Raw genomic sequence first — 21,930 nt, forward strand, 5'->3', positions numbered from 1 at the left:
CCGGAGAGTCCAGATGTTTGCGGTGATCGCCACCGGCGGCAAGCAGTATTGCGTTTCCGAAGGTCAGCGGGTGCGCGTCGAGCGCCTCAGCGCCGATGTCGGCGACGAACTGCGCTTCGACGCGATGCTGATCGGCGGGCAGGAAGGCTCGGAGACGCGAATCGCGACTTCGGGCAAGCCGGTGGGCCAGGTTCGGGCCACCGTCTGTGAGCATGGCCGGGCGAAAAAGATTGAAGTGATCAAGTTCAAGCGGCGCAAGGACTATCGCCGCACGCTGGGGCATCGCCAGCAATTCACGACCGTGGAGATTGCCGGCATCGATCTGCCGAAGGCGCCCGCGAAGAAGGCTCCGGCGAAAAAGGCGCCCGCGAATCAGGCCGCCGACAAGAAAGCCCCGGCGAAGAAAACCGCTGCCAGGAAGGCCCCGGCGAAGAAAGCCGCGGCGGACAAGGCGGGCGAGGAGAGTTGACCTATGGCGCATAAGAAAGCTGCGGGCAGTTCCCGCAACGGCCGCGATTCCGAATCGAAGCGGCTGGGAATCAAGAAGTTCGGCGGCGAGCAGGTGCTGGCCGGCAATATCCTCGTGCGCCAGCGCGGGACCGCCTTTCATGCCGGCCCCAACGTGGGCCTGGGACGCGATCACACCCTGTTCGCCACCAGCGACGGCGTCGTTCGCTACGAGCGCAAGGGCCCGGCAAACCGCCGCTTCGTCTCCGTAATCCCCTCCTGATCCCGGGAGCGAGGGCGTCCCGCCCTCAACCCTGGGATAGAGGGCGTCCCGCCCTCCGGGAAGGCGAGACGCCTTCCCTCCGGCCTCCCATCCCAAGCCGCTCCCACCCGTGGTAGCTTCACCACTCGCCAGCCACCGCCACCATGAAATTCTCCGATGAAGCCCGGATCCGCGTTCGCGCCGGCGACGGTGGGGACGGCTGCGTGAGTTTTCGCCGCGAGAAGTACATCCCGCGTGGCGGCCCGGACGGCGGCGATGGCGGCGATGGCGGCGACGTGACGCTGGTGCTTGCGCCGGACATCAACACCCTCGCGGATTTCCGCGCGCGCAAGGTGTTTCGGGCCGGCAACGGCCGAGCGGGCGCGGGCCGCGACCGTAGCGGCGCCGCGGGCGCCGACCTGCGAATCCCCGTGCCGGCGGGGACCCGGGTGACCGAGGCCGACACGCAGGAAGTGCTGGGCGAACTGAACGCCGACAAGACCGAATTGCTGGTGGCCCGCGGCGGGCACGGCGGGCGGGGCAACGCCCGTTTCAAGTCCAGCGTCAACCGAGCGCCGCGCCAGCACACGCCGGGGACGCGAGGCGAAGCCCGCCGTCTTGACCTGGATCTGACGCTGCTGGCGGACGTGGGCCTTCTGGGCCTTCCGAACGCGGGCAAGTCCACCCTGTTGCGGGCCGTGTCCGAAGCTCGCCCCAAGGTGGCGGACTACCCGTTCACGACCCTGCATCCGCAGTTGGGCGTGGTGGCCGTGGGTCCGATGCAGAGCTTCGTGATGGCCGACATCCCGGGGCTGTTGCCGGGCGCGGCGAGCGGCGTCGGGCTCGGGTCCCGGTTCCTGCGCCACTTGCGGCGCACGCGGCTGTTGCTGCACCTGGTGGACATGACCTCCCCCGAAGGCGCAGCGGCGCCGGTCGGGAGCCTGGCGGAGGACGTCGCTACGATTGCCGGGGAGCTGGAAAAATTCGATGAGAAGCTGGCCGGACTGGAACGCTGGCTTGTATTGAACAAGGCCGATCTTCTGCCCGAAGAAGAGGCCGCGCGGATCAGGAAGAGTCTGATCGGGCAACTGGCCTGGTCCGCGCCCGTGTTCACGATTTCGGCATTGACCGGCGCGGGCGCCCGCGAGCTTGCAACCGCATCCGTACAAAGACTGGAAAAACTGGAGAAAGAGCATGATTCTGACGACGACGCCAACCGTTGAAGGCAAGACAATCCGCGAATACCGCGGAATCGTGACCGGCGAGGCCATCGTCGGCGCCAACATCCTCAAGGACATATTCGCCGGCATCCGCGACATCGTCGGCGGGCGCTCGACCGCCTACGAGAAGGAACTGCGGCGCTCCCGCGAGACCGCGCTCGCCGAACTGTCCGAAGAAGCCCGCATGAAGGGCGCCGACGCGGTCGTCGGCATCGACCTGGACTACGAAGTCATAGGCAGCGGCGGCAGCATGCTCATGGTCGCCGCCAGCGGCACCGCCGTCCGCCTGCGCTGACCCCGGGAGCGAGGGCATGTCCCTCGCGGCGTTCCGCCCTGAACGCGAAAGACTCTGGAACTGCCGGCGCCTAGTCGGCGCTGAGGGCTTGCAGGCGTTTGTTGAGGCGGCTCTTGTGGCGGGCGGCCTTGTTGGCGTGGATGATGCCCTTGCCGACCATGGAGTCGATGACGGGTCTGGCTTGCTCGTAGGCGGCCGCGGCTTTTTCGGCGTCGCCGGAGTCGAGGGCTCGGACAGTCCTGGATATGGCGGTGCGCAGTTCGGAGCGCGCCGACATATTGCGCGCGCGGCGGCCGACGGCCTGGCGGGCGCGCTTGGAGGCTTGTGCTGAATTCGCCATGGGCGCGCATTGTAGCCGAAGCGCCCGCGCCTGTGAGCCTGTTGGTGTCCAGTTTGCACGGAGGATTCGGGGGCTGCTATCGTGCCGCGACAGCAATCGCCGGGGCCGGCCATTCTTTCCGACCTGCTCAGCCGCAACATTCTGATCCTGCTCGTGGCGCAGGCCGCTTCCGTTACCGGTACGGTCGCGATCGTTACGGTGGGTGGAATCCTGGGCCGCAATCTGGCGGGGAACCCGGCACTGGCCACGCTGCCGCTGTCGATGCTGATCGTCGCCACGGCGCTTTCCACCATCGTTGCCGCTTCGATTATGTCCCGTATCGGGCGGCCCCGGGGTTTTGCTCTGGGCTCGGCCCTCGGCGCCGCGGGAGCGGGGTGCGCCTGGGCCGCCACTGTGGTGGGGAGCTTCGCCCTGTTCTGCCTGGGTTCAATACTCATAGGCTGCGCCACGGCCTTCGCGCAGCAGTACCGGTTCGCCGCCACGGAGAGCGTCAGGCCTGCTGCGGCGCCTACGGCGGTCGCGGTGGTGCTGACGGGCTCGATGGCCGGCGCGATACTGGGCCCCAGCCTGGTTGCGCGCGGCGAGTCCTGGATTGCCGGCGCGCAGTTCGGCGGCAGCTTCGCGGCGATGGCGGCTTGCTACGCGCTGGCCGGCGCCGTTCTCCTGGCGCTGCGCCCGGCCTCGTCTAAAGCGCGGGAGGAATCCGGCGGCGACGTCCGCCCACTGAGGAACATTGCCGAGAGCCGGCTGTTCATTGTGGCCGTGGTCGGCGCGGCGATGGGGCAGGGCGTCATGGCCTTCATGATGACGGCGGCCCCGTTGGCCATGCACGTCGTTGACGGGCATTCCCTGGCCGCGACGGCGGCGATCATCCAGGCGCATGTGCTGGCGATGTACGCGCCGTCGCTCGTTGCCGGGGGGCTGATCACGCGATTCGGCGCCGGGCGCGTCATGATGGCGGGCGCGGTTCTTCTTGGCGTGACACTTGCCGCGGGGCTGGCGGGCCGGGAGGTCATGCACTACGGGATTGCCATGGTGGCGCTGGGTTTCGGCTGGAATTTCCTGTATGTGGGCGGAACGACGCTGCTGGCGCGCTCCTATCGACCGGCGGAACGTTTTCGCGTCCAGGGCCTCAACGATTTCATCGTGCTGGGATGCGCGGCTGTGGGATCTCTGAGCGCCGGGGCGGTGATGCAGCTTCTGGGCTGGGACGCCGTGCTGTACGCTTCCATGCCTGCGATCATGCTGGCGATGGCGGCGATTATCTGGGCTCGGCCGGATCGTGAACGCGTGGTTGCGGGCTGAAATGCCTGTCATGAAATCCGTATTCGCGAAGATTCCTGTCGTGGTCATCTGGGCCGCGTTGATATGCGGTTGCGCCGCGGTTGCGCCACGCGACATCGCAAGCGGTCCGGAAGCGTCGCGGTATTCGGCCGCCATGCCGGCCGGGGGCCTCGTGCATTACACGGAAGAGCGCGAAGCCTGTGCGAATCGAAACCCCTATCGCAACGCCTACTTCGGCGATCTGCACGTCCATACTTCCTATTCCTACGACGCCCGGCCCCTGGGCGTGACGACGCTGCCGGCGGACGCATACCGCTACGCGCGCGGCGAGGAAATCCAGCTACCTCCCTATGAGGAGGGCGGGGAATTGGTGCCGGTCCGGAAGATCGGTCCCGCACTGGACTTTGCCGCCGTCACCGACCACGCGGAGTTCTTCGGCGAACACGCCCTGTGCGCGGACGCCAGCAGCGAGGCCTACGGCAGCCGAAGCTGCGAGGCCATCCGCAGCGGCGGCCCCACCGCGATCCTGGTCCTGGTGCGAGGCCTGTCGAGAGACGTCCCGACGCGCAGCGCGGACATCTGCGGCGACGACGGCGCCCGTTGCGCGGAAGCCGCCCGGACGTACTGGGAGCGCACCCGCGAGATGGCGGAAGCGGCCTACGACCGCTCCTCGAACTGCGGCTTCACGAGCTTCGTAGCCTATGAGCACAGCGCCAGCCGCGACAACAACTCCTACCATCGCAACGTGATCTTTCGCAACGACAAGGTGCCGGAGTTGCCGATTTCCACCTTCGAGGCGCCGACTGACAGGGAGCTGTTCGACCTGCTGGGCGTCGAGTGCCTCGAGGGCCTGGCGGGATGCGATGTGCTATCCATACCGCACAGTTCCAACCTGAGTTCCGGGGTCCTGTTTACCTCCGCTGTCGATGGATCGGATTCCGCCCGGGCCGCAACAATCGCGGCGCGGCAGCGCAATCTGCTGGAGCCGATCGTGGAAATCTTTCAGCACAAGGGCAGCGCGGAGTGCTTCAACGGGCTTCCCGGCATCCTGGGCGGGCCGGACGAGTTGTGCGACATGGAAGAACTGCGCCGGTATTACCGGGGATTGCCGGCGGAGGACAACCCGCCGCCGTTCTGCGGCGAAGGCGAGACGGGGATGGGCGCCAGCCTGAACGCCGGATGCGTTTCCAGGAACGACTATTACCGCGGCATTCTCCTGACCGGCCTGCAAATCGGTCGACGGCTTGGCGCCAATCCCTACAAGTTCGGCGTTATCGGCTCGACGGACACGCATCTGTCCACGTCCGGCGACGTCGATGAGAGCGGTTGGCGCGGCCATACCGTTTCCGAGACCGATCTCGGCGAGCGCCTCACGCCCAGCCCCGTGCATCCGATCGGACTGTATACGAATCCGGGCGGCCTGGCGGGCGTCTGGGCGGTCGAGAACTCGCGCGACGCCCTGTTCGAAGCGCTGAAGCGGCGCGAAGTGTTCGGGACGACCGGTCCCCGCATCCGGCCGCGTTTCTTCGGCGGTTGGGACTATTCCGAAGACGCCTGCAAGTCCGTGGCGGAAACCGGGTACGCGAAAGGCGTGCCGATGGGAGAGGACCTGCCTGCCGGCCCAACCGGCTCTTCGCCGCGCTTTCTGGTGGTGGCCGGGCGCGATCTCGAAAGCGCGCCCCTGCTGCGTCTGCAGGTGATCAAGGGCTGGGTGGACGACAACGACCAGGCACACTACAAGGTGTTTGATGTCGCCGGAGATTCCGAGTCCAGCGGCGCGATAGATCCGGAAACGGGAGTCTGGAGCGGCCCCGGACACGATGCGCTTTGCGGCGTGTTCGAGGACCCTGAATTCGATCCGGATGAGCCGAGCTACTACTACATGCGGGCGGTGGAGACGCCGTCGCTGCGGTGGAGTTGGCGCCAGTGTCTGGAACTGCCGGTTGACGCGCGTCCGGCGGAATGCGCAAATACGGCGCCCAAAATCATTCGGGAGCTGGCCTGGAGTTCGCCCATCTGGTACACGCCCGGCGACAGTTAGCCCGGATAAAATTCCGGAATGAGCAATGCAATTCAGGTAGACCGGGCGGGCGGCCCGGAAGTGATGGAGTGGCGCGCCGTCGATGTGGGCGCTCCCGGACCCGGCGAACTGCTTATCGGTAACCGGGCCATCGGTTTCAACTTTATTGACACCTACTTTCGCACAGGCGTCTATCCGCTGGAATATCCGAGCGGACTGGGCTCCGAAGGCGCGGGCGAAGTGCTGGCGGTAGGCGAGGGTGTCGAAGGGTTCGCCCCGGGAGATCGGGTGGCCTATTGCACGCCGCCGATAGGGGCCTATTCGGAGGAAAGAGTTTATCCCGCGGACCGTACCGTGCCTCTTCCGGATTCCGTCAGCTACGAGCAGGCCGCCGCCATGATGCTGAAAGGACTGACGAGCTGGTACCTGCTGCACCACAGCTACCCGGTGCAGGAAGGCGACGATGTACTGCTGTATGCGGCTGCCGGGGGCGTAGGGCAGATCGCCGCGCAGTGGGCGGCGCTTCTGGGAGCGCGCGTCATCGGCATCGTGGGCAGCAGCGGCAAGGTGGACGAGGCGCGCCGGGCAGGCTGCGCCGATGTCGTGCTGGCCGACGATCCGGATCTCGTGGCCAGGGTGCGGGAACTGAGCGGGGGCGGCGTGGCTGCTGTCTATGACTCGCTGGGGAAGGACACGTTCATGCAGTCGCTGGACTGCCTGCGTCCGCTCGGCACGATGGTCACTTTCGGCAATGCGACCGGCCTGGTGGAGCCGATCGCGCCCATTGATCTGGCGCGGCGCGGCTCATTGAAGCTGACCCGGCCGATCCTGTTCGATTTCGTGTCGACCGAGGAGCAACTGCGCAACGCGGCCGCAACGTTGTTCGAGCAGGTCGGATCAGGCGCCCTCTCGATCAAGATCGGTCAGCGCTACCCCTTGCAGGAAGTGGCCCGGGCGCACCGCGACGCCGAGGGCCGGCGCACCACCGGCTCTACGATTCTGCTTCCCTGAGCGAAACGGTACGGGAGCCGTTCGTTACCTCCCTTCTTCCGGGAGTTTGTGAGCCAGGGATGGCGGAACAAAGCTCCATGGATGGATTCATGCGTCTCCCGGAAGAAGGGAGGTAGCGAACGGCGGAATAGAAGCGCCTCCCGTCAGGCGTTGGGCAGGACGATGATCTTGCCGTCGCGGGCCGAGCCGGTGCGTCCGGCGTGGGCGAAGGCTTCACGCCATTCATCCAGCGTGTAGCGGGCGGCGATCTTTGCGCTCAGGCGCCCGTCGGCCGCCATCAGCGCGATCTCCTCCTGTAACTCGTCGATTTCCGCTTCGGTGCGGGTCGCGAAACAGCGTGTCGTCGACATGCCGCACAGGCGGATGTCGTGCAGGAACATCTGCCAGAAATCGATCCGGCAGGGCTCGTCGGTCAGCGTCCCGTAATTAACGATCAGGCCGCCGTCGGCCAGGCAGTCGGCCATGCGCATGACCCCTTCTCCGGCGATGGCGTCGATCCCGAGGCGGATATCCGCCCCGCCGGTGGCCTCGCGGATGCGCGCCGGCAGGTCCGGTCCGTCCAGAACCACGGCGTCGGCGCCCAGGTCCTTCAGTTCCTGAACAACTTCCTCGCGCCGTACGAGATTGACTGTGCGATAGCCCCACTTTGCCGCCAGGACGATCAGATACCGCCCCACATTGGAATTGGCCGCGTCCTGCAGCACCCATTCGCCCTGCTCGAGGTCCACGAAGTCCTGCAGCAGCGTCCAGGCGGTTGCGCCGTTGATATTCGAAAGCACGAGCTGTTCCGCGTCACCAGCCGGCGCGCGCCGCATGCCCATGGCGTTCCTGTGGACCCGCACGTACTCGGAGAACGTGCCGCAGCCCAGCGGAAGAAACACACGGTCGCCGACTTGGTAGCCCGAATCGGCGCCGGTCTCCACAACGGTTCCCACGCCCTCGAAGCCCGGCGTGACGGGCAGGGGACGGCGTAGCGCGTCGATGCCCTGCACCAGCTTGATGTCGGCGATATGCATCGCGCTGGCTTCCAGCCTGGCGATGACCTCGCCCGGCCCCGGATCGCCGAGTTCAACCTCCTCCAGCCGCACCACGTCAGCCGGTTCGCCGTTTTCGTCGAACCTAAGCCGGCGTGTCCGCATCGGTGCGATATCTGTCCAGCAGTTCCTCGCTGAGGCCGAATTCCCGGGCCAGTCCCTTGAACAGTTCGCCGGTCACGGCGTTCTCGCCCCGGTCGAGCAGCGTGCCTTCGACCTGGCCCCTGACCATCTTCTGCAGGGCCTTGGGTACCCCGTCGAGCATTTCCAGCGCCTGGGCGTCCCACTCCATCGCGTCGGTTTCCGCGGCTTCCTCCGCTTCTTCCGTCTCCACGGGCGGCACGTACACGTCCGGCGGATCGCCCAGTACGTGCATGACCACGTCGCGGGTAGAGGTATGGAAATAGTCCCTGCGTTTCTCATCGCCCAGCCCCACCGGCAGGGCCATGGCCGGCAGGCGCTCGGCGCGGGGCAGGGCGGCCAGGCCCTTGTCCATCACGATGGCTTCGATATTGCCGATCACGTGGGCCTGGGTGCGGTCGAGTTCGTAGAACTTGTCGACCGTGCATTCCATGATCTGCGGGCACTCGGCGATGCTCGGCGGCTTGACCTTGCGCGAAGGGATCATCGTGTAGCCGGTGTAATCCAGTTCGTTGGCGCCCTCGGGATAGAAACGGCCGGTCTCCATCATGTCGTCGAGGGTCTCGTACTTCGGGCAGTTGATGACGAACTCCCCCGTGTCCCTTATGTTGATCATCGTGTGCGCGGTGTTGCGGCCGCCCAGCAATATGCGCGGTTTCTTGTGCATCACGTCGTACTGCATGATGTGCGAAAAGGCGCCGGCGTTCACGCGGCCGTGCTTGTCCAGCGTGGTGACGATGGTGATGAGCTTGGGGAAGATCCAGTAATCCGAATACCAGAACGGCCGGATCCGCACTTCCTCCTTCTCGGGCAGTGTCTTAACTTGTGCGTCCATGTCGCGGAAGTATAGCCGCCATCCCTGATCCGGCGCGTGATTTTTCGATCTGCTAGACTCGCGCCGCGTCGCGTAGGTCGACCGGCCGGCCGGCGCCACATCGATACCAACAGGCGGAAAGATTCAATGGGTTTGCTGGACCGCGTATTCGGCCCGAAGACGATCGACGAAAAGTTCGTCAACAGCCCGATGCGCGACAACTGGTACCAGGCCAGTTCGTACTGGCCGTCGTCCTTCTCGTTGATTACGACGGTCAGCGAAGATGGTTTGACCAATATCGGCCCGTATCAACTGACCCTTCCGTTCGAGGTCATCAAGGAGCGGTCCTTCCTGGTCTGCAGCCGCAAGGGATCGAATACCGAGACCAACCTGCATCGCAATCCCAGGTGCGCCGTGAACTTCGTCGAGTTCGACCGGAAGAAGCTGAAGAAGATCGTGGGTCTGGGCTATCCGGGCCAGACCACCGAGGAGAAGATGGCGGACAACCCGTACACGCTGATCGAGAGTCCCACGCCCGGACGCGGAACGGCGGACGGATGCCCGCTGATCATCAAGGAAGCGTTCCAGGTGCATGAAGCGCACTGGGACGAGACGTTCCGGATCAAGGACGACGGCAGGACGCCCGAATACCTGGTGCTCCGGCTCGAGAACATCCTGCTGAAGGAAACCTGGGCGAAGAACATCGAGAACGGCACCCGGCGCATGCCCAACATGCCCATCACGTTCGGGTTCCGTGACGGAGAGAAGTTCTGGTTCGCCGAAAGAAAAAAGGCCTTCTGGTTCCCGACGCCAACCGACAAGGGCCCTAAGGAAGAGTCGGTGCTCTACGAAGCCAACCGCATCGACCCGGAAGTCAGGTTCACGCGCGAAGCCTGCAAGCAACTGACCGGCATACCCAAGCCCTTCATCAAGACGGCACTCAAGGGAATCATCAAGCAGGCCAAGGAGCGCGGCGTCACCGAAGTCGACCGCGAATTCGTCGAGATGCTGAACAAGGAGCGCGGCTGAACGCCCCGGCTAACGGCCCTGATCAGGCTCCCCCCGCGGGACTCAACACGATCGCCGCCCGGATCTCGTCAAAAACCGAGTCAGCAAACCCGTGGATCTGCTCGGTGGTCCGGTTCAGTACCGGGTGAGGCGTATACACGGACGCGCCGTCAAAACCTATCTTCGAGCACTGTTGCTCGAACGCCTGCTTGAACGCGGTCGTCAGGACGCTGACGCCGGGAATACCCAGGTTGTCGAGATCATTCAGGTCATGGGTCGAACACGATGTGCACGACCCGCAGTCAGAGAGAGCCAATACGACCACATCGGTTTCGGTGACGATGTCCTGGATTATCTCGGTGGGGGCCGTGCGCGTATTCGTCGGTTTCTTGTACCGTTTGGTGGAAACTTTCGACTCGGTGAACAATTGTTCGAGGCGATCGACGAATTCGTCTCCCCGCATCTTGCCGATATCGAGCAGGGCCACGGTCTTGCCATCCAGTGACGCGGGTGGCGGCTGCCGCGGCCTGTTCACGGCAGCCGATTCCGCCGTGGGGTCTCGCAGGGTAATCGCGCTCACAACACGATTTCCCTCGTGACGGGCTGAGATTCCTCCCGAAAACGGCCACCGGTCCAGCCGCAAAGAATCGCCGAGTACAAGCCAGCCTGTCCGCCGGCGCGCACGATCAGCAGACCTTCGGGCCAGAACTTATTGACAGTCTCTTCGGCGCGGGCGGGATCGATACCCTCTCCGACGCCCTGGGCGCCCTGCATGATCTCGGCCCCGGGTCTCTTCAGGTTGTCGTGCAGCGACGCCGTGATGTCGGCGCGGTTCCATCCCGCATCGCGAAAGATGGCGTGATGCTCCGGCGACAGCACGAGCATCGCGTTCGTGAACTCGGCGAGCTTTACGTGGCCGACCGCCAGCAACGACATGGCCAGCGACTTGCTGAGTTCTTCAGGCGTATTGGAGCGCCAGTCGATGATCCCCTGCACCCCGTCGCCCTGGAACAAGGTGACGGTGTTCTGCCCCCGCGCAAACCCACGCGATACCGACAGCGGTTCCCAATCGGGATCTGTGTACTCGTCCTCGGCGAAACAGAACGTGTGTTTTCCCGGGCCGCCCAGCGTCGAGCGATCCAGATCGCCCGGTATGCCGCCGCCGACATTGCGCACGATCAACTGCAGTGCGCGGCCGATCGTCGAATTCGCCCGATTGCCCTGGCCGAGCGCGTTGATTCCCCAGTTCATCCCGATCCTTTTGGCGATCGGCCCGTTGACGACGATGATCGGCGACGAGAAGCACGTTGTGCAGAGCAGCCCGTGAAGCGTGAAGACGGGTTCGAGCGCGGCCTCCAGCGCGGCCAGAACGACCGGAAAATACTCGGGCTTGCAGCCTGCCATGACCGCGTTGACCGCGGCTTTTTCAACCGTGATCGACGCCAGGTTGGGCGGGACCTTGCCGATGACTTCGTCGGCTGCACGGCTCGTTCCCTTGAGCATGCGAAGAATGCGCGCATCGGTCGGTGGCGTGACCGGCAGGCCATCGGTCCAACCGTGATCGAAGCAGGACTCCATTTCGTCGTCCCAGTCCTCTAGGCGAACGACCCGTGCGGACAACCCGGGGTCTCCATACCTTGCGACCAGATTCTCGTAAATTCCGGGCTCGATGCTCCTGGAACCACACCCGGGGCGAAACTCGGGCAGGTCCTCCGCCAGCGTCGGCAAGTCCAGCATTTCTCGCCAGCCGGCCCTGTCCCAGCCATCGACGCGACCCGTTTCACTGTCGTGGTCGAGCGCGATCAGAGTCGGCGTCGTCTCCACGTTCCAGCGGTACGACTCTTCCAGCAACGTATCGTCGCCGGGCGAATGCGCGCCGAGAAATGCCGGATCGTCCTGTACCAGGATTCTTATCGCCTTGCCGGCATCGATTGCTTCTCCGATGACCGGCTCGATCAGTTGACAGGTCTCGCACTCCGCCTTGACGAACAGGAGGTGCGAAATTTGCGAGGCATCGCCCATTTTCAAGCGCCTTCAAAAAATACTTGAATGGTAGTATGGTAAATGGCATACTCCCTGATGTCTACATGAGCGAGTGGCGACTCTTGGTTGTGTAGAGGGAAAACCGAACAATGGACCAGCCGCAGGTCCGAAGGAGAAATCCACATGAAAAATCAACTGAGATTCGCCCTGCCAATGCTCGCGCTGCTGGTGGCCAATCCCGCGATCGCTCAGGATGCTGCATCGGATGATGTGGACGGAAATGATGCGATCGTGGAGGAGGTGGTCGTTACGGGTTCACGTATTGCCAGAAATCCGGCCGACGTCGCGGCGCCCTTGGTCTCGGTCGGTTCGGACGACGTACTTTATTCCAACACACCGGATCTGGGTCAATTTTTACAGGAATTGCCCCAGCTTTCCAGCTTCGGTGGGCGTCAGTCCATTTCGGCGGACGAACGCAACGGGTCAACCAGCAGTACAGGATTGAGTCGGGCCAATCTGCGCGGTCTGGGCACGTCTCGGACTCTGGTTCTGGTGAATGGCAAGCGGCATGTTTCCGGGGCTGCCGGCACCCAGGCAATCGACCTGTCGACCATTCCTCCTATCCTGATCCGGTCGGTGGAGGTCATCACCGGCGGCGCATCCGCGGTTTACGGATCTGATGCGGTAACCGGTGTGGTGAACATCATCCTCGACGATGAACTGGAAGGCATTGTCTTTGACACCAACTACAACCGCCGATTCGAGAATTCCGCCGGCGAAAACTACCGGTTCGCCATTGCGGGCGGTTCGGAACTGGCGGACGGGCGCGGGCATATCACCGCGTCTGTCCAGTACGACCGGCAAAGCCTCATGTTGGCGCCCGATCAGCCATTCTCGAACAATTATCAGAGGGTGAACGTCACCGACGCCAATAACGTCAGGGGCGACGGCAATCCCGATCACGTGATATTGCCGAATGTAGCCGAAGACATCATAGGCCCCTTCAGTGTTTTCAACGTGTTCGGTGAATATGCCGCGGCATTGGGTGATACCGGGCGCTGGAGCTTTACCGAAGACGGCCGCGACATATTCAGATTGCCTGAACCTATTGTCGCCGGGCGGTATCCGCGTCCCCAGAACCTTATTCTGGGTGACTTCGCCGAAATCACTCCCGCGCTTGGGCCGCGTGATCCGTACCTGACCATTATTCCCTCGGCCGAGCGATTCGTCAGTACTGCAAGCGTAAAGTTTGACGTGGGCGCCAGTTTTGAAGCTTATGCCGACACCAAGTACTCCAAGACTTCCGGCCGCGATGTCGATTTTCCCCGGCAAATCATTTTTGCGCGGATCAATGTTGCGGACAATCCCTACCTTCCGGAATCGGTTCGCGCCCGGTTCCTGGCCGGCGGGGTAGGGGAGGTTCGAATTCTGGACAACGTACTTGAGCTTGAAACTTCCGGGGAGTGGTATGACCGCCAGTCTTCAACCATCGTTGCCGGTCTTCGCGGCGACTTCGATGCAGGATTCTCCGCACTGACGCTTGACGCCTATGCGCAATACGGTTCAACCCGTAATGAGATTCGCCGGGCGCCGCAACGAATCACACCCAACCTGGGCGCGGCCATCGATGCCGTAATCGATCCGGCCACGGGCAGGCCCGCGTGCCGCAGCCATGTGCCGTCCGCGCAGCCTGCCGGCTATCGCAGTCCGGCGAGTGTCGATGCCGGCAATTGCGCGCCCCTGAATCCGTTCGGCATTGGCCTCGTATCGCAGGAAGCGCTCGACTTCGTGTTCAAGCCGGCGACCAACCTCCAGGAGGTCGACCAGGCCGTCCTGGGTCTTACGTTCACGGGCGACACCAATCGCTTTGCCAATCTTCCCGGCGGGCCGGTCTATTTTGCGGGCGGCGTCGAGTATCGGGACGAATCGGCCGCCTTTGACTGGGATACGCTCGAGGAACTCGGGGCTTTTGGAGGCCCCGCTTCGGATTCATCGGCCTCGTTCGATGTATCCGAGGTTTTCGCCGAGGTGAGTGTGCCGGTGCTGGATACTCTGACGCTCGATGGAGCGGTCCGCTACGCGGACTACAGTCATGCCGGCGGAGCGACGGCCTGGAAGGTCAGCGGCAATTTCGCGCCCGTAGAGAGATTCGGTATCCGCGGCACGTACTCCGAGGCCGTGAGAGCGCCGAACCTGACGGAGGCCTTCTCGCCCGCGTCACAGATGAACTTCCTGCCCGACGACTTGTGCGACTTCGAGTTCCTGGCAAACGAAACGCAGACCGTTGCCAACAACTGCGCCGCCCTGGGTCTGGGCCCCGACTTCGATGCCTTTGACGGCTTGACGATTTTCGGATCGGTCAGCGGGAACGAGAATCTGACGCCCGAGGAGTCGGAAAGCTACACCTTCGGCGTTGTCTTCAGGCCATTCGAAGGCTGGGAATTCTCCATTGACTACTACTCGATCGAGATTACCGACGCGATCGCTTCCATTGGCGGGCAGGACATCGTCAATCTTTGTCTGCGCGACGAGACCGGAATCAACAACCAGTTCTGTGACCGTATTGCACGGAACCCGGGACCGGGCGATACGCCGCGCGGCGTTCCAGTCGGCGGCATTATCGACATCGCTTCCGGCTTCGTGAATGTCGCAGCGCTCGAGACCAGCGGTTTCGATGTCGCGGGTTCGTTTTTCGGGGACGCGAGCGATCTGACATTCGGGATGCTCAAGACGGGCACGATGTCCTTCAACATCGTATATACCAATGTGGACGAGCTGTCGGAGTTCCCGTTCCAGAACGATCCGTCCAGGGAAGACGTCAAGGCCGGTGAGATTGGCCGTCCGAAGCATCAATTCAAGGCAGCTCTCGCATACAGCGGAGGCCTGTTTGATGTTCGGTGGGAATTGCTCTATATCGGCAATCAGGTAGCGAGGAACATTTCCTTCGACGAGCCCGACATTGTGTCGCCGGATGACACGGGCACGACCCTTTACAACGATGTGTTCGTTTCGAAGACTCTGGACTGGTTTGGGTCGGAAACCATGGTTTATGCAGGAATCAACAATCTGTTCGATGAGGAACCCCCCATAGCGGCGCTGGAACTCACCGCGCGGAACGAGGCTGCCAACTTTGATCAATACGGCCGCAACTACGTGCTCGGCGCCAGGGTCCAGTTCTAATTCCGGGGTCCCCATGTTCATGGGCGAACAGTCTGAACGTCCATGACTAACGCTGTGCGCTCACCGACCCGTTCGGTGAGCGCACAGCCATCTACAAGCCAGAGCCAGGCGCGTGGCCGGAGCCTCGCTGAATCGGTGAGGGGCTCCATTCGGATAAGGTACGTTCACTGTGAAGATTTCATCAGGCATTTGCAGTAGTGCATTGCCGATACTGTTCGCGGCAGCGGCGGGACTGTCTGTTTCAGCCTGCGGCGAAGGCCGCGAATCGACTGCCCCGCTCGATGACCGGGATCCTTCAACGGTGGTCGACGGGAATTGGCCGAATACCGGACGAAATTTCAGCGAGGACCGGTTTTCCCCGCTGGATCAGATATCACACTCCAATGTCTCCGAATTGGGACTCGCCTGGCGCATGCCGGTCGCTACGGCAACGAACCTCAAGGGCACTCCGATCGCGGTGAACGGATCCCTTTTCGTCACCGACGGATGGGGTGTCGTGAGCAAGGTTGACGGCGCCTCCGGAGAGCTGATCTGGAGATACGCCCCCGAGCCCGATCACAGTGCGGTGCGGGGAGCCTGCTGCACCGTCCTGAACAGGGGTCCCACGAGTTCGGACGGCAAGGTCTTCGCGGCCGCTTTCGATGGTCAGCTTTTCGCTCTGGACATGGAGAGCGGTGAGGAGATCTGGAAAGTGGACACGATAGACGGCGAAGGGCTCTATTCAAGCTCGGGGGCGCCGCGTATTGCCGGAGAAAACGTCCTTATCGGGAACGCCGGCGCCGAGTTCGCTGTCCGGGGTTATGTGTCGGCCTACAACAAGGACACGGGCGAACTGGCCTGGCGCTTTTACACGGTACCCGGGAACCCGGGAGACGGGTTCGAGAATGCCGCCATGGAAATGGCTGCCGGCACCTGGAACGGCGCCTGGTGGGAAAACGGCGGCGGTGGAACCGTCTGGGACTCCATGTCCTATGACCCGGAGCTGGATCTTGTCTACATCGGTGTGGGGAACGGGTCTCCATGGAATCGGGAGACCCGCAGCCCGGGTGGGGGCGACAATCTTTTCCTCTCGTCCATCGTTGCGCTCAATGCGACGACCGGGGACTACGTCTGGCACTACCAGACCACGCCAGGCGATTCCTGGGACTTTACCGCTACCTCGCCCATGGTCCTGACCGATATCGAGATTGATGGCCAGTTGCGCCAGGTCATCATGCAGTCGCCGAAAAACGGCTTCTTTTATGTGCTGGATCGCCGTTCCGGCGAACTCCTGTCGGCGGACCCGATTGCCACCGTGAACTGGGCCTCGCATGTTGACATGGAGACCGGTCGCCCCGTCGAACACCCCAATGCAAGATTCATCGAAGAACCGTTCCTGGGCATCCCGGGGCCGAGTGGCCACCGGAATTGGCACGGCATGTCTTTTCACCGGCCTTCCGGGCTGATGTTCATGGCGGTAAACGAAACGGCCTTCCTGTTTACCCAGACCGACGACATCGTTGAAGTGCAGGGCCGTTTCCGGCAGGACCTGGGATACAGGCCGTGGCAGGATCTGGCTTCGATCCTCGAGGAAAGGGGCGTGACGCTCGAGGGTCAATACCTGCTCGCCTGGGACCCGGTGGCCCGGAAAGAGGCCTGGCGGGCCAGCCGTAATCCGCCGCGCGGCGGCAGCGTTCTTTCAACCGCCGGAGAACTGGTGTTTCAGTCCGATCGATCCGGTGAGTTTGCGGCCTACCATGCAAGGACGGGCGAAAGGCTTTGGTCGGCCTCCCTCAACACGGGCGCCGTCGGCGGGCCGATTTCCTATGAGGTGGACGGTCGGCAATACATAGCCATTCTTGGGGGCCATGCGCATCCAGGCTACAACATGGCTAGAAACGCGGCCCTGTTCGCTTTCAGCTTGGGCGGCGACCGCCCCTTGCCTGCAAGAATCGAATGGCCGGTGGACAACTATGAAGCGGTGACCCTTACCGCGGAGCAGTCAGCAATGGTTGGACTTGGCGACAGGCTGTACCATGCGCACTGCCTGCATTGCCACGGTCCGAATGCCGCAAGTGGCGGCAATGTTTCCGACCTGAGGTACTCGCACATTTCAATCTTTGACATCTGGACGGAAATTGTCCTTGACGGGACGCTTGAATCCAACGGAATGCCCGCGCATGCCGATGTTCTGACGCAGGAAGAGTCCGACGCAATCAAGTACTACGTCCAGGATCAAGCCAACCTCAGAAAAGTTGCCCTTTCCGGCGCCGACGACTGATCTTCAGTTCGGTAATACCCTGAACGGGCCGCATTGGCCGGATGGGGGCGGTCTCAATGAAGGCTTTTCAACGGCCTTGTAAGCGGCAGTACCCGGGCGGGATTGCCCGTCATGATGTCGTTAATTTGAGCTTCCGTCATCCCCTGGTCGCGGAAATAAGGCAACAGCACCGTATGCACATATTTCAGTCCGAAGCCCCCGAACCGGGTCAGCTGAAATTTCGTACACATGTCATGCGACACCAGGATCTGTTTTGAGTAGCCCTTTGCCACGAGCGAAAGAATGGCTTCGGCGCCACGCAGATCATTCATGCTCAACTGCCAGGGGTTTCCGAACACGTCAAACTGAAGAAAGACTCCCCGCTGCAACAGACCCTCAAGAAATGTAAGGTCCGCCACCGCCGCGTTCGATATGTGGCCCAGGATGACGCGGGAAAGGTCCGCGCCATCTCTTTCGAGCAGGTCGAGGGCCAGCGTGAGTTTTGACATATCGTAAAAATCGCTGTGAATCGAAATGGCCGCGCCCGTCCATGAACTGGCCATCGCCGCCGCCCTAAGTACTTTCGATTCACCCGTTACGGGCTCTGCGGAAGTGATTTTCTCTATCGGTATTTCGCCGATGATTCCCGCCTTTACCGTCGTGCCATTCACGCCGACGGTGATGTCCTCATACATCCGCAGGGCCAGATCACGGACGCTCATGTCCATCAGCGTTACGGGATGCCAGGCGGTTCGGTAATAGCCGGTGCCCATCACAATCCGGACTCCCGTGCGCTCCGATACCTCTCTCAATTTTTCCGGTTGCCTGTTGAGTCCGATGGACGTGACGTCAACAATCGCGCCTCCCCCAAGCTCACGAAAATCGGACACCTCATCCAGTGCGTCCTGCAGGCTGTCCAGAGTGAAGGCATCCCTGTTGGCCCACAGGCGAGCGGCCATCCCGGCGCGGTTGTGCATGGTCAAGGGCTGTCTCCATGCATTCAATTCCTCGGGAGAATTGGGCGGAGTCCGGCCGAATAGCTGGTTCCAGCGGGCCGGCTCATCGGCAGGCAACCAGAAGTCGATGAACAGATGCTCATGCATCAGTGTTTCGCCCAGCCGGTCGGGCTCTATGGCGCCCGTGACCGTGAGCACCTTGCCGATGTAATCAGGGCCGGGAGCGTTGTCAATCTTGAGTATCAGTTTCCGACGAACTTCCGCGGCGCGGGTCATGAGAGGTTTCTCACGCAGACGGCCGACCTCCTTCTCGTCATATGGAGAAAAAGAGTCGGGGATGTTTTCCTTGTCGAACTTCCTGAGCATCCAGTTCAACAGTTCCGCCACCTCGGAATCGGAGAGACTGGCAAAGGCGACGCCGGGCACGCGAACCAGGTATTGCCGCCCGCCTTCCACCTTGAGGAAGCGGGACACCTGGCCCGCCATGTTCGGCGCGCCACCTTCGGTTCCCTCGGCATTCGTCCCGTGGCAACCTCTGCAACTCATGGTCCAGTTGAGTTCCGCGCCGGACAGGGCCGGTGCATTTTCAGGATCGGGAGGTTCCGAGGCGTTGCCGCCCACGGACAGCAGCAGCCCCGAAACGCAGACGGCGAGAAAGCGCACAGCCGGGGCCGCCGCCACTACTTTTGCTGGACGGCTATGCCGACGACATTCGAGGTCGAGCAGGTAAACGTCGTTTCCCCGGAGCCCATGCACCAGAGGTAGGCCCGGCTCGACTGCGACCTGATCGGGGGCTTCGCATTGGGATCATGCGGAGAACACAAACATCTCTTGCACGTGGGTTTCCCGCAACAATCGTTGTAGGAAATGATGTAGTAGACGTCGTCGGCAGGATTGAGGCACGTTCCGATCCAGGAGAGCGGTGACATGACGGTCCCCGGCGGGCAGGCATTTGCGCTGCCTCCGCAACATGCGCATAGCGGTCCGCCGATGCCGCAGTAACGCCAGTAGTCGCAGCTCGTCTGGCTTCCCTCTTCCCCGTCACTCACCGGCGGCCTGGGGGCAACCCCTTCATAGCCCCCGGGCTCCTGGTCGGCATGGACCCTGGCCACAGGCAAAAGGGGCAGGGCGGCGCCGCCCACGAGCAGCGAACCCAGGCCGCCAAGCAGGCTGCGCCGGGAGGTGCGTTGCGCCAGTTGCCGTGTTATTTTTTCCGACAGCTTCTCTACAAACGACATATGCCCCTCCCGGGCCGAAAGTGATTGCGGGACCCGGTCATTGAGGCCGCACGTTGGCGCTATCGGGCGCCTTGATGCCGAAATCGACCAGTTCCAGGTGTTCCTGTATGGTCGAGACCTTCATCACTTGCGTTTCGATCAGACTCTCCAGGTGCTCGCGCGAATTTGTCAGCCCCAGTCCGCTGATTCGACCGTCGTCATCGATGAGTACCGCGAACGGCAGTTGACTGACCCCGAACTCAATACCGAGCGACTGCGACAAGACGTACGGGTAACTGCCGATCCTGTGCCTGTCGATAAACTCGACGTGCGCGTCGCGCGATTCGCCATCGCTGGCGAACACAAGGTCAAGCCAGCCACGCTCCCTGGCCGCGATTGACTTGATGGCCGGCAGCAGGGTCTTGCAGATCGGACACCCGGGAGCGAGGAAAAATATCAGCTGCGCCTTGTCTTTGCTGGCGGCATCGGCGGGTTTGCCGATTTCGATTTTTCCTCCGTCGATCGTGTCCAGACGCATCGTCGGAGCGACATCGCCGCCGGCCAGCTTCCTGTTCATCGCGAGCGCGCCCACCGGTGCGATTCGCTCGAACAGGACCCCAACCTGACGCGCAAGGGCAAAGGCAATGACGCCGAGCGCCAATACCAGGATCCAGAGGATCAGATTGGAAACTACGAGAAAACTGGTCATGCTGTTGAGTTCGGGGTCAGATAACTTCTGTTCGCAAGCAACGTATCGACCAGGACATACAGCATACCGGCGGCCAGTACCATCAACGGCAGATGGAGCCAATCAATGGTTTGCAGCTCACGCGCGGTGACGGGCAGCACGCCGGCCAGACAAATCAGGATCAGGACGCCATTCCGGCAGAGATGCCAGGCCGAGATCAGTGATCGTTGCTTCCGAAAGGAGCAACCGCAGTCTATTTCTCGATTTCCTCTTGCAAGAGAGTAAGCCATCAACAACAGGTACGCGAACAGGAGCGCCGCGCCCGCAGCAAATCCACCCATTCCGAGAATCCGCAATTGCGGGAACAGGAGAGACGTCAAGAGCGCGAGTCCGATAGTCGTCTCAACCGCCACGACCAGGCCCGCGGCGAGGGCAAGCAGATTCGGACGAACGACGTCATATTTCCCCAGCAGCGAAACAAATCGTTCAAAATCCCTGAACTTGTGGAACCCGCCGGACAGGAAAAATCCCGCCAGGAAAAGAGCGATAAGCCAATGCGCCAGCGGATCGATCATGGGCCAGCTCATTTGTTGGTGTGGATCAGCTGAAACGTCGTCGCGTCTTCCCACCAGCCTCCTATCTCCTGGATGAATTCTCCGGTTTTCGCTTCATAAACGCCGAATCCATTTCCGGAAAGCAATACCAGGTGGGGGCTGTCTCCCCCCGTGACTGCAAGCGCGGATGCGTCCTTGCGTAACCCGATGCGCCCGACGCGCTTTCGGGCTGCCGGATCGAACGACCAGACTTCGGATGTGCCCCCGATGCGCGCGCCGTCTTCTTCAACCCTGTGCATCAGCACGTAGAGAGTTCCGGAGCGGTCGACATCAACCGTTTCACGCCTTACGGGCCGCCAGCGGTCCTGCTCTTCTTCGTCGCTGATCAGGCTCCAGTCCGGAAGAACTACCGGCTTGGCGCCTGACAGATCGACCGGTTGCAACCTGCCGAACTGAGTCGGGAAATAAAAAATCTGATCGAAGACGCCCGGTGTCATGTACATGGCATCGTTATCGATATCGTTGAACGGATCGGTCAGCCCCTCTTCAATCACGTCGCCGGACGCATTCAAGGTGAAGTGGGCCAGGGATCCGTCGCCGCACAGCGTGAAGAAACTCTGGTCCGCATACGGATAGATGAAAGTGCAGCCCGGAATCTGGACTTCACCCGCAACAATCCTTTGTTCCATGTCGACGACCGTGACGGATGCGGCGGGCGTGAAGTTGTAGAGAAGCAGGAATCGCTCATTGCCGGTCAGGCGCGTCATCGCGGTTCGGGGGCTCATGAATGCCCGCTTGTTGCCGGGCAGCGGGACCTTGCCGATTGCCTGCAGGTTTGCCTGTTCGTATATCGTCACCAGATCGCTGCGCCGACCGTAGCCCACGTTTTCGTAGTAGCTCTCGGCAACGTAGAGCTCGGCGCGTTTTTTCGACCAGGCAAGGCCTGCGAACTGCGCCCCCTGAAACTGGCCTTTCACCTGATCGGTTTTCGCGGCAACGTCTATGATGATGTAGCCGCCCAGCACCATCGTCGGATAGTTGAAGTCCTGAACGATGACCCAGCTTTCGGGATATTCCCCGGGGAGCGTGCGCGAATTGGGAATGGTGTCCAGAGGAACCTGCGCCAAGGCGCCGGCCGAAAAAATCGACAGCATCAGCAGGGAGGACAGTACGGCCAGGAACACGGGAACTTGCAGCCTTGGAGGAAAGATATACTAATATACTCGGGCGGGAAGGG

General features: G+C 62.3%; 19 protein-coding genes and 1 pseudogene. 10 read left to right on the top strand and 10 right to left on the bottom strand.

What is annotated here, in order from left to right; genetic code table 11:
• The first annotated feature begins 13 nt into the window (after positions 1-13).
• From rplU to F4036_12240, 4 genes are all read left to right on the top strand, one after another.
• Positions 14-469, top strand: coding sequence for a 50S ribosomal protein L21 (rplU, locus tag F4036_12225; protein ID MYK38506.1), 456 nt, complete (start codon positions 14-16; stop codon positions 467-469).
• Positions 470-472: 3 nt separating this feature from the next.
• Complete coding sequence (locus tag F4036_12230; GenBank protein ID MYK38507.1) at positions 473-730, top strand: 50S ribosomal protein L27; 258 nt, start codon at positions 473-475, stop codon at positions 728-730.
• 143 nt (positions 731-873) lie between these two features.
• Entirely contained in the window at positions 874-1,932 is a 1,059-nt protein-coding gene (obgE, locus tag F4036_12235) for a GTPase ObgE (GenBank protein ID MYK38508.1), read from the top strand.
• A complete protein-coding gene (locus F4036_12240; protein MYK38509.1) occupies positions 1,904-2,224 on the top strand; it encodes a heavy metal-binding domain-containing protein in 321 nt (106 codons plus the stop codon). The genes obgE and F4036_12240 overlap by 29 nt, the downstream gene beginning before the upstream one ends.
• Before the next feature lie 70 nt (positions 2,225-2,294).
• Here the strand turns inward: F4036_12240 and rpsT are convergent, their stop codons facing one another.
• Positions 2,295-2,564: a 30S ribosomal protein S20 gene (rpsT, locus tag F4036_12245; protein MYK38510.1), complete on the bottom strand. Its 270-nt coding sequence runs from the start codon at positions 2,562-2,564 to the stop codon at positions 2,295-2,297.
• 78 nt (positions 2,565-2,642) lie between these two features.
• Between rpsT and F4036_12250 the strand changes: the two genes are divergently transcribed.
• From F4036_12250 to F4036_12260, 3 genes are read left to right on the top strand one after another with little or no spacing between them, the layout of a single operon-like run.
• The gene (locus F4036_12250) at positions 2,643-3,869 is read left to right on the top strand and encodes an MFS transporter (protein ID MYK38511.1); all 1,227 of its coding nucleotides are present in this window, start codon (positions 2,643-2,645) and stop codon (positions 3,867-3,869) included.
• A 1-nt stretch (position 3,870) separates the two neighbouring features.
• The gene (locus F4036_12255; GenBank protein ID MYK38512.1) at positions 3,871-5,889 is read left to right on the top strand and encodes a DUF3604 domain-containing protein; all 2,019 of its coding nucleotides are present in this window, start codon (positions 3,871-3,873) and stop codon (positions 5,887-5,889) included.
• Between the two features lie 18 nt (positions 5,890-5,907).
• A complete protein-coding gene (locus F4036_12260; GenBank protein ID MYK38513.1) occupies positions 5,908-6,879 on the top strand; it encodes a quinone oxidoreductase in 972 nt (323 codons plus the stop codon).
• A 143-nt stretch (positions 6,880-7,022) separates the two neighbouring features.
• Here F4036_12260 and F4036_12265 read toward each other — a convergent pair whose 3' ends face one another.
• Both F4036_12265 and F4036_12270 read right to left on the bottom strand, forming a co-directional pair.
• Positions 7,023-8,018, bottom strand: coding sequence for a zinc-dependent alcohol dehydrogenase family protein (locus F4036_12265; protein ID MYK38514.1), 996 nt, complete (start codon positions 8,016-8,018; stop codon positions 7,023-7,025).
• Entirely contained in the window at positions 7,999-8,889 is an 891-nt protein-coding gene (locus F4036_12270) for a hypothetical protein (protein MYK38515.1), read from the bottom strand. The genes F4036_12265 and F4036_12270 overlap by 20 nt, the downstream gene beginning before the upstream one ends.
• 126 nt (positions 8,890-9,015) lie before the next feature.
• Between F4036_12270 and F4036_12275 the strand changes: the two genes are divergently transcribed.
• The gene (locus F4036_12275; protein MYK38516.1) at positions 9,016-9,897 is read left to right on the top strand and encodes a hypothetical protein; all 882 of its coding nucleotides are present in this window, start codon (positions 9,016-9,018) and stop codon (positions 9,895-9,897) included.
• Positions 9,898-10,177: 280 nt separating this feature from the next.
• Here F4036_12275 and F4036_12280 read toward each other — a convergent pair.
• Positions 10,178-10,447 (bottom strand): annotated as a pseudogene (locus F4036_12280) (hypothetical protein).
• A 5-nt stretch (positions 10,448-10,452) separates the two neighbouring features.
• Positions 10,453-11,898, bottom strand: coding sequence for a thioredoxin (locus tag F4036_12285; GenBank protein MYK38517.1), 1,446 nt, complete (start codon positions 11,896-11,898; stop codon positions 10,453-10,455).
• A 144-nt stretch (positions 11,899-12,042) separates the two neighbouring features.
• Here F4036_12285 and F4036_12290 point away from each other — a divergent pair, with 144 nt between their 5' ends.
• Both F4036_12290 and F4036_12295 read left to right on the top strand, forming a co-directional pair.
• Entirely contained in the window at positions 12,043-15,039 is a 2,997-nt protein-coding gene (locus F4036_12290; GenBank protein MYK38518.1) for a TonB-dependent receptor, read from the top strand.
• A 169-nt stretch (positions 15,040-15,208) separates the two neighbouring features.
• Entirely contained in the window at positions 15,209-17,299 is a 2,091-nt protein-coding gene (locus F4036_12295; GenBank protein MYK38519.1) for a PQQ-dependent dehydrogenase, methanol/ethanol family, read from the top strand.
• Positions 17,300-17,352: 53 nt separating this feature from the next.
• Here F4036_12295 and F4036_12300 read toward each other — a convergent pair whose 3' ends face one another.
• Genes F4036_12300 through F4036_12320 form a run of 5 tightly spaced genes read right to left on the bottom strand, consistent with a single transcriptional unit; the run spans position 17,353 to position 21,877 of the window.
• Positions 17,353-18,915, bottom strand: a complete 1,563-nt coding sequence (locus tag F4036_12300; protein ID MYK38520.1) for a hypothetical protein — start codon at positions 18,913-18,915, stop codon at positions 17,353-17,355.
• On the bottom strand, positions 18,915-19,472 hold the full coding sequence (locus F4036_12305; GenBank protein ID MYK38521.1) for a methylamine dehydrogenase (amicyanin) light chain: 558 nt from the start codon (positions 19,470-19,472) through the stop codon (positions 18,915-18,917). Before F4036_12305 ends, F4036_12300 begins: the two co-directional genes overlap by 1 nt.
• 37 nt (positions 19,473-19,509) lie before the next feature.
• A complete protein-coding gene (locus F4036_12310) occupies positions 19,510-20,160 on the bottom strand; it encodes a redoxin domain-containing protein (GenBank protein MYK38522.1) in 651 nt (216 codons plus the stop codon).
• Entirely contained in the window at positions 20,157-20,726 is a 570-nt protein-coding gene (locus tag F4036_12315) for a hypothetical protein (GenBank protein ID MYK38523.1), read from the bottom strand. The genes F4036_12310 and F4036_12315 overlap by 4 nt, the downstream gene beginning before the upstream one ends.
• Positions 20,723-21,877, bottom strand: coding sequence for a hypothetical protein (locus F4036_12320; protein MYK38524.1), 1,155 nt, complete (start codon positions 21,875-21,877; stop codon positions 20,723-20,725). The genes F4036_12315 and F4036_12320 overlap by 4 nt, the downstream gene beginning before the upstream one ends.
• Positions 21,878-21,930 lie beyond the last annotated feature (53 nt).

Source organism: Gammaproteobacteria bacterium (assembly GCA_009845905.1).
Lineage (GTDB): Bacteria > Pseudomonadota > Gammaproteobacteria > Steroidobacterales > Foliamicaceae > Foliamicus.

Excerpts from the sequence above, each read along its gene's own strand:
- rplU (MYK38506.1), top strand. The coding sequence starts at position 14 with ATGTTTGCGGTGATCGCCACCGGCGGCAAGCAGTATTGCGTTTCCGAA.
- F4036_12230 (MYK38507.1), top strand. The coding sequence starts at position 473 with ATGGCGCATAAGAAAGCTGCGGGCAGTTCCCGCAACGGCCGCGATTCC.
- obgE (MYK38508.1), top strand. The coding sequence starts at position 874 with ATGAAATTCTCCGATGAAGCCCGGATCCGCGTTCGCGCCGGCGACGGT.
- F4036_12240 (MYK38509.1), top strand. The coding sequence starts at position 1,904 with ATGATTCTGACGACGACGCCAACCGTTGAAGGCAAGACAATCCGCGAA.
- rpsT (MYK38510.1), bottom strand. The coding sequence starts at position 2,564 with ATGGCGAATTCAGCACAAGCCTCCAAGCGCGCCCGCCAGGCCGTCGGC.
- F4036_12255 (MYK38512.1), top strand. The coding sequence starts at position 3,871 with ATGCCTGTCATGAAATCCGTATTCGCGAAGATTCCTGTCGTGGTCATC.
- F4036_12260 (MYK38513.1), top strand. The coding sequence starts at position 5,908 with ATGAGCAATGCAATTCAGGTAGACCGGGCGGGCGGCCCGGAAGTGATG.
- F4036_12265 (MYK38514.1), bottom strand. The coding sequence starts at position 8,018 with ATGCGGACACGCCGGCTTAGGTTCGACGAAAACGGCGAACCGGCTGAC.
- F4036_12270 (MYK38515.1), bottom strand. The coding sequence starts at position 8,889 with ATGGACGCACAAGTTAAGACACTGCCCGAGAAGGAGGAAGTGCGGATC.
- F4036_12275 (MYK38516.1), top strand. The coding sequence starts at position 9,016 with ATGGGTTTGCTGGACCGCGTATTCGGCCCGAAGACGATCGACGAAAAG.
- F4036_12285 (MYK38517.1), bottom strand. The coding sequence starts at position 11,898 with ATGGGCGATGCCTCGCAAATTTCGCACCTCCTGTTCGTCAAGGCGGAG.
- F4036_12290 (MYK38518.1), top strand. The coding sequence starts at position 12,043 with ATGAAAAATCAACTGAGATTCGCCCTGCCAATGCTCGCGCTGCTGGTG.
- F4036_12305 (MYK38521.1), bottom strand. The coding sequence starts at position 19,472 with ATGTCGTTTGTAGAGAAGCTGTCGGAAAAAATAACACGGCAACTGGCG.
- F4036_12310 (MYK38522.1), bottom strand. The coding sequence starts at position 20,160 with ATGACCAGTTTTCTCGTAGTTTCCAATCTGATCCTCTGGATCCTGGTA.
- F4036_12315 (MYK38523.1), bottom strand. The coding sequence starts at position 20,726 with ATGAGCTGGCCCATGATCGATCCGCTGGCGCATTGGCTTATCGCTCTT.